At 72.3% G+C, this 6528-nt stretch carries 10 protein-coding genes; all 10 read right to left on the bottom strand.

Annotation, left to right across the window (positions count from 1 at the left end; genetic code table 11):
• Positions 1-2730 (bottom strand): tape measure protein (locus Q4D18_RS10505; protein WP_303128145.1); only part of this gene is annotated, 2730 nt, incomplete at its 3' end.
• 70 nt (positions 2731-2800) lie between these two features.
• Positions 2801-3160 (bottom strand): hypothetical protein, encoded by a 360-nt coding sequence (locus Q4D18_RS10500; protein ID WP_303128142.1) that lies wholly within the window; start codon positions 3158-3160, stop codon positions 2801-2803.
• Between the two features lie 83 nt (positions 3161-3243).
• Positions 3244-3498 (bottom strand): hypothetical protein, encoded by a 255-nt coding sequence (locus Q4D18_RS10495; RefSeq protein ID WP_303128140.1) that lies wholly within the window; start codon positions 3496-3498, stop codon positions 3244-3246.
• A gap of 138 nt (positions 3499-3636) precedes the next feature.
• Complete coding sequence (locus tag Q4D18_RS10490; RefSeq protein ID WP_303128138.1) at positions 3637-3816, bottom strand: hypothetical protein; 180 nt, start codon at positions 3814-3816, stop codon at positions 3637-3639.
• A gap of 87 nt (positions 3817-3903) precedes the next feature.
• On the bottom strand, positions 3904-4566 hold the full coding sequence (locus tag Q4D18_RS10485; protein ID WP_303128135.1) for a hypothetical protein: 663 nt from the start codon (positions 4564-4566) through the stop codon (positions 3904-3906).
• Between the two features lie 15 nt (positions 4567-4581).
• Positions 4582-4992, bottom strand: a complete 411-nt coding sequence (locus Q4D18_RS10480; protein WP_303128132.1) for a hypothetical protein — start codon at positions 4990-4992, stop codon at positions 4582-4584.
• 12 nt (positions 4993-5004) lie between these two features.
• Positions 5005-5340 (bottom strand): hypothetical protein, encoded by a 336-nt coding sequence (locus Q4D18_RS10475; RefSeq protein ID WP_303128129.1) that lies wholly within the window; start codon positions 5338-5340, stop codon positions 5005-5007.
• The gene (locus Q4D18_RS10470) at positions 5340-5669 is read right to left on the bottom strand and encodes a hypothetical protein (RefSeq protein ID WP_303128127.1); all 330 of its coding nucleotides are present in this window, start codon (positions 5667-5669) and stop codon (positions 5340-5342) included. The genes Q4D18_RS10475 and Q4D18_RS10470 overlap by 1 nt, the downstream gene beginning before the upstream one ends.
• A 20-nt stretch (positions 5670-5689) precedes the next feature.
• Entirely contained in the window at positions 5690-6082 is a 393-nt protein-coding gene (locus tag Q4D18_RS10465; RefSeq protein ID WP_303128125.1) for a hypothetical protein, read from the bottom strand.
• 3 nt (positions 6083-6085) lie between these two features.
• Positions 6086-6439, bottom strand: a complete 354-nt coding sequence (locus Q4D18_RS10460) for a hypothetical protein (protein ID WP_303128122.1) — start codon at positions 6437-6439, stop codon at positions 6086-6088.
• Between the last annotated feature and the right edge of the window lie 89 nt (positions 6440-6528).

The following is a 6528-nucleotide window of genomic DNA, read 5'->3' as shown; positions in this document are numbered from 1 at the left end:
CCCGCCAGGCCCGCGGACGAGGTCCGCGAGCGAGGACACCCCCGGCCCGGGCAGATCCCCGGCCAGGGCCGCGGCGGCGGCGTCCATGACGGACTCCGTGCGCGTAGCGACGTACCCGGCCTGCCCGGCGATGGAGTCGCCGAAGTCCCGGCTGAGCGCGCGGCCGGAGTAGGTGGTGTACCCGCGGCCGGAGAAGGCGCCGCGCTTGGCAGGGGAGAACGGGAAGAACTCGCGGACCTTCTGCATGCTGTCGGCCACGAAGTTCTTGACCCGATCGAACCCGTCGGAGATGCCGTCCAGGAAGCCGGCCAGCAGAGCCCGCCCGGACTCCTTCAGCAGGCCGCCGAGGTCGCCGAGGGCGAACTTGATCCGCCCGGGCAGATCACGGAAGAACGCCTGGACGCGGAGCAGCCCGGTGGAGACGGTGTCCGTGACGGACTTGATCCCGTTGGAGAACTGGCTCTTAGCGGCCCGCCAGAGCGAGGAAACGCTGTTGCTGACCCCGCTCTTGAGGTTGGCGAAGAACCGCAAGATGCCCTGCACCATCTGGGAGACCATGGTCCGCAGCGCGGCCGTGGCCCCGCCGAAGGCGGAGCGTGCGACCGACCAGGCGTTCCGGATGATCGAGCCCATCCCGGAGGCCATGTTCCCGAAGAAGCGGAGGATCCCCTGGACGAGCCCGCTCACCAGCGACGACAGCCCGGACGCCCCAGAGCGCGCCGCCCCGAGCAGACCGGTCCAGGCCCCACGGACGAGCGCGACGATTCCGTTCCAGGCGGACCCGAAGAAGCTGGTGATCGAGGACATCCCGCCGCGGAATAGCCCGAGCATGGACGCCAGTCCGCCGCGGATGGCGCCGAGCAGGTTCACCGTCAGGACCACGTTCACGGCGTGCCACAGGAACTTGAACGCGCCGATGGCCATGTCCTTGGCCCCGTTCCAGGCGGCGGCCCAGTCGCCGCGGAAGACCGCGGCGACGAAGGACACGAGCCCCTGGATGAACTGTATGGCGCCCTGGATGGCGCCGCCCAGGTGGTCGATCACGGCCCAGGCCGACTGCACGGCGGCCACGATCCCGGTCCAGGCGGGGACCACGTGGGTCTGCCACAGCTGCACGACCTCCGGGGCCAGGGTGCCGTCGACGAAGTCGCTGAGGGCGCCGAGCCCCGGCAGGATGAGCCCGTTCCAGGCCGTGGACACCGCGGCGCCGATCGCCGCGAACGCCGGCACCACCACGCCCTGCCAGAAGCCCAGCAGGGCCGGGCCGACCACGGTGGTCAGGAACGCGCCAAAGGCCTGCAGGGCGGGCTGGATGTACCCGACCCACGCCGTCTGCACGGCGGCCTGGATCCCAGCCCAGGCGGCCTGCATGATGGCCCGGGCGGTCTCGTTGTTCTGGTACAGCCAGATCAGCGCGCCCGCGAGCGCGCCGATGGCGAGGATGACGGCGGTGACCGGGTTGGCGAGCATCAGCCCCCACAGGAGCTGCAGGCCGCTCCAGAGGCGGGTGACCGCGCCGACGACCAGCCCGAAGGCGCCCGAGACGAGCCCGGCGACACCGGTCACCGTGAGCATGACGCCCTTCACGAGCGCCCACGCCCCGGCGGCGCCAGCGAGCATGGACCCCAGCACCTGGAACACCGCCGTGTGCTGGGTGACCCACCCTGCGACGGCGGCCGCCGCGGCCTGGATCCCGGCGCCCATGGCCATAGCCGTGTCCCGCACCCACAGCAGCCCCGCGATGACCGGGGAGTCCGGGCCGACGCCGAGCGCGGTGAGCAGCTGGGCGGAGACGTCGCCGGAAGCGAACAGCGTGACCAGCCCGTTCCAGACCCCACCGGCGCGGGTGAGGAGGCCGACGAAGCTGTCGCCGACCACCTTGGCGGTGGCCTCGAGGGGGGCCATGGCCCGGGTGACGCCGAGGACGCCCTGGACCATCATCGGGTAGATGCCGCCCATGAGGTTGGCGCCGACACGGGACACAGCGGCCTGGAAGTTCATCCAGGCGCCGGGCAGGGTCTGGCCCATCTCCCGGGCCACGTTGCCCGAGGCGTTGATCATGGCCTGCTCGAACGTGGCGAAGTCGATCTTGCCGGCGGTGCCGAGCTTGAACACCTCGTCCTTGGTGACGCCGAGCATGTCGGCGAGCTCCTGGTAGATCGGGATGCCGCGCTCGGCGACACGCCCCAAGACGTCATTCTGTGCCTTGCCCTTGGCGGCGACGTCCAGGTACAGGTCCGCCATCTCCGTCAGCGGGGTGCCCGCGGCGGCCGCGGACTCCGCGATCGCCCCGAGGACCCGGTCCATGTCCTCGCCGGGCTGGATGCCGGAGGCAACGGCGGCGGCCGCAGCGGTGGCGGCTTCACCAAGCCCGTAGGGGGTGCCCTTCACCGAGGTCAGGGCGGACGCCATGAGGGAGTCCACTTCCTCGACGGTGAACCCCAGGCCGCGCATCTTCGCCTTGGCGGTGTCGATGTCCGCGAGGCGCTTGAAGCCGGTCGTGAAGATGCCGGTGACCTGGCTCATGGCCAGCTCACCGGCCTTGGCCAGGCCGATGCCGGTTGCCGTGGACAGCGATTCCGTAAGGAACGAGCCGAGCCGGGACCCGGCGGTCTGGGCGCCCGCGGTGGGGGTGGCCTTCACCGCGGCGTCGACCTGCTGGCCGACCTTGGACTGCAGGCCCGAGAACGTGGGGACGACGAGCAGCTCGGCGACACCGATCACGGGCATGCGGTCCTCCTCGGGGTGGGGACGGCGAAGGCCCCCACCGCAGAGGGGTGGGGGCCTTCGTCGGGGCGGGTCAGAAGCCGAAGTCGGCGGCGATGTCCGCGGCGTACGCCTCGTCGCGGCGGGCCTCGACGGCGGCGCGCGCCGTGCGCGGCGCCGGGAACGGGCGCTCCCGGCGGGGACGGCCACCGCCGGCGGCCGCCGTGGTCTGGCGCAGCGCCTTGAGTTCGTTGATGACCACGCCGAGCATCTGCGCGGTGAGGTTCCACTGCTCCAGCGGCGGCGTCCAGGCGGCGGGGCTGTCCCCGCCGTCGTCGGAGCGGCGGGCCTCCTCGTCGAGGAGCGCCTCCGCGACCTCCTCGTCGAGGGCGACGGCGGACCAGTACCGGGACGCCGGCGGGAGCTGGTCGATCAGGTCCAGAAGGCCTCTCACACGGCCCCGTCGCAGCCAGCCCGCCAGGTCCACGCCGTACACCTCGAGGAGGTCAGCGCGGATCTGGGCGGGCCAGCGGTCGATCAGGCCGGAGAGGCGCCGGATTCCCCCGGGGTGCCCGCCAGGCTCTGCTCGAAGTAGGCCATGGCTGCCTGCACGAAGCGGGCGTGCGCCCGGATCGGCAGGTCGGCCTCGACGTACGCGACGTAGTCCTTCTCGGACATGAGCTGCTGGAGCAGGTCCAGGTCGTCGATCTCGCCGCGCTTGGCGAGCTCGTACTGGGCCATGACCTCGGCGCGCTCGGAGAGCTTGAACGAGAACGGGTCCTTGACGTACACGACCTTCGAGTTGCGCAGCGCGAGACCGAACGGCTCGAGCGGCTGCGCTTCGGCCGCGCTCGGGGCGGGGGACTGGGGGGGGGGGGGGGGCTTCCCCGCCTGGGTGGGGTGCCGGCGGGGCTGGGGGGGGGGGGGGGGTCAGGACGACTTGGCGTCGCCCGTGGTCTCGGTGGCCGCGGCGCTCTTGCGGCGGCCCTTGGCCGGCGCCGCGCCGTCGTCCTGCGTGAAGCCTTCGGCGCGCAGCTGCGCCGCCTCGGTCTTGCTCTCGGTCTCGACGACGATCTCGCCGAGCTGCTCGTCGGTCTTGGTGAAGCGCATGGGGGTCCTCCCGAGGAGTCCGGGCGAGGTGCTGGAAGGGGTGGAGGCGGCGGCCCGGAAAGCGCCGCCCCCACCCGGTCAGGAGGCTCAGGCGGTGGCCAGGGTGAAGCCGATGTCCTCGGCGTACCTGAGCGGGCCGGTGCCGGCCAGGTAGTGGCGCACCGGGGTGCCGGTCTCCTCGTCGGACATCACGGAGAGCGTGATCTCCTGGGACACGGCGTCCTCGCCGCCCCACACGGACTCGGCGGACTCGGACATCTGCACGAGCCCGTAGCCGCGGCCCATGATCCACTCGTTGTCCGCGGGCCCGTCCTTGCCGAGCACGATCAGCCGGTACTCGCCCTGCACGGGGATATCCGGCTCGTCGAACACCACCTCGCCGGTGGCGGGGTCCATGGTCACCCCGGACAGGTCGGTGCCCAGGGTGAGCTCGTACATGTGCTTCCGGCCGGTCTCGATGGGCGTGAACTTGACGCTGCGGGTGACCTTGTCGATGTCCGTGCGGACCACGGAGTAGCCGAGGCCGTCGACCTCGGTGGTCTCCACCTCACGGCCGAACGTGTAGCCGTCCTTCGTGACGATGCCGACGGGCAGGAACCCCTTGGCCTTCAGGTCGATGAGCTGGCCGCCCTCGTAGAGGGACTCCGGCAGCTCGACGGAGGTGGGCGCGAGCATGGCCAGCGCCTTCTGGATCTTGCGGACGAGGCCGCGGCGATCCGCGGCGACGATCTGCTCCTGGATGGTGGGCATGGTGACCTCCTGCGGTCAGTCGATGGGGCGGACGACCACGTCCAGGGAGGACGTGATCCGGGTGATGGTCGGGTCGGGGTGGGGGACCTCCACGGGCCCGGTGCGGGTCCGCACGGCGTCGGCGTACACACCGCCGGCCTCCACGTCCGTCCCGACGAGCGCACGGTGGGCCTGCTCCGCGGTCCGCAGAGCCTCCGGCCCGCGCGGGGCGTAGACGTCCAGGGACACCACGTAGACGCGGTCGATCGCGCCCTCCGTGGACCCGGTGATGTAGATGACCGCCTCCGGCCACGGCCCGATGGCCTGCCCGTAGGCGTCAGCGGCCTGCTCGTACCGGGGCGTGAGAGCGCCGGTGGCGGTGTCCAGGCCGTCCAGCAGCGCGAACGCCAGCTCCCGGGGGTCCGGCCAGGTGAGATCGTCAAGCATGGGGCTCCTTCGTCAGGGAGATGGGGTACGGGTGACCGCGTCCAGAGCGGTGATCAGGACGCGTCCCTTGCGATCGGTGATCATCGGCGTGTTGAGGACGCGGCCCGAGCGCAACGTCCAAGGGTCCTCCCGAACCACGGCACCGGCGCGCGGCTCGTTCTGCCACCCGCCGCGAACGGTGGCCGGCTCAGCCGTGTACTGCTGGTCGCCGTCCGTGGTGGCCTGAACCGCCACCCGCTGGGCGGCAGTGACCGCCATGGACTGGACCTGCCCGGACAGGGCAACCGAGGCCAGACCCGAGGAGTCCGCCCGGTAGTGCTTGGACCCGGGGACGCGGTGCAGCGCCATCAGGGCTTCACCAGCCGCACCGCGGTGCCCATTGGCCACGCCGCCGGCGGGCCGTCGACCAGCCACCGGCCAGCCATGTGCTGCCCGTCCGGGATGATGACGACGTCCCTGTTCTGCAGGCCCAGCTGCTCGGCGCCCGGGTGGTAGAGGGTGGCCACGCCGTCCACGACGGCAGACCAGTCCTCGGGGTCTGACCCGGCGCCCGGGGCGATCAGGCACGGCGGCAGGTCACGGGTCGTGACCGGCAGCGCGCGACCCTTGGCGTCCCGGCCGCCGCCGGACTCCACGGTCGGGGTGACGTACCAGTCGGCGGGGTACCGCGTGTCCATGCCGTCGTCCTCCTGGGCGGTCAGGGGCCCACCCGCGTCGGGTGGATGGTGAACACGGCACCGGAGCGCCGCGGGGCCAGCAGGCGTCGGTCAGCGGCCTTCAGACCCAGCCAGCCGTCGTTGCCGGTGAACTCCAGGCGCTGGGTGAACGGGCCGGTGCCCTGGGTGAGGGCCTGGACCCCTTCCATGCCCTGCGCCTGCGGGGTCATGGCGCGCTTGACCATGCGGTGCAGGACGAGGCGCACGACCTCGACGCTGAGCTCGCCGGAGGCGATGCGGTCCGGGATGTCCTGGTACGTGGCCAGCACCTCGATCCATGCCTCGTCGAGGCGCTGCTCGATGAGGTCGCTCTGGTCCGCGGGCATCTCCGGCCAGTGAGCGACCAGCGACTCCAGGGTGGCCGGGACCCGCATGGGTCAGCCCTTCCGCGAGGAGCGGGTGCGCGTGGTCTTGGCGGGGCCGGTGAAGTCCGGGGCGTCGTCGGCGGTCTCGTCTTCGGCGTCCTCGGTCTGCTCGGCAGCGTCCTCGGCGGTCTCCGCCGCGGCCTTGGCCTGCGCGGCGTCGGCCTCCGCGTGGACGGCCGCGGCCTCGGCCTGCTGCGCGGCCTGCTCGGCGTTCTTCGCGGCGCTGGAGGCCTTCTGCTCGAGGTCGGTGAGCGCATGGTCGCCCACGAGATCGGTGGCCCAGTCGGGGAGCTCCTGGCCCTCGTAGAGGGTGGTGGGCGCGCCGGAGGGGTCGGTGATGGCGACGTTGGTCGTGAGGATCTTCATGATGGGCTCCTAGGAGGTCCGGCGGCGGCCCCCCGCCCGGGGCGCGGCGGCGGCCGGGGGGGGGCCGGGCAGTGGGGGCGGTTGGTGGC

This window comes from Micrococcus sp., from assembly GCF_030523875.1.
Taxonomy (GTDB): Bacteria; Actinomycetota; Actinomycetes; order Actinomycetales; family Micrococcaceae; genus Micrococcus.
Note: the sequence above shows the minus strand (reverse complement) of the source record. Positions and strands in the feature narration are given on the sequence as shown.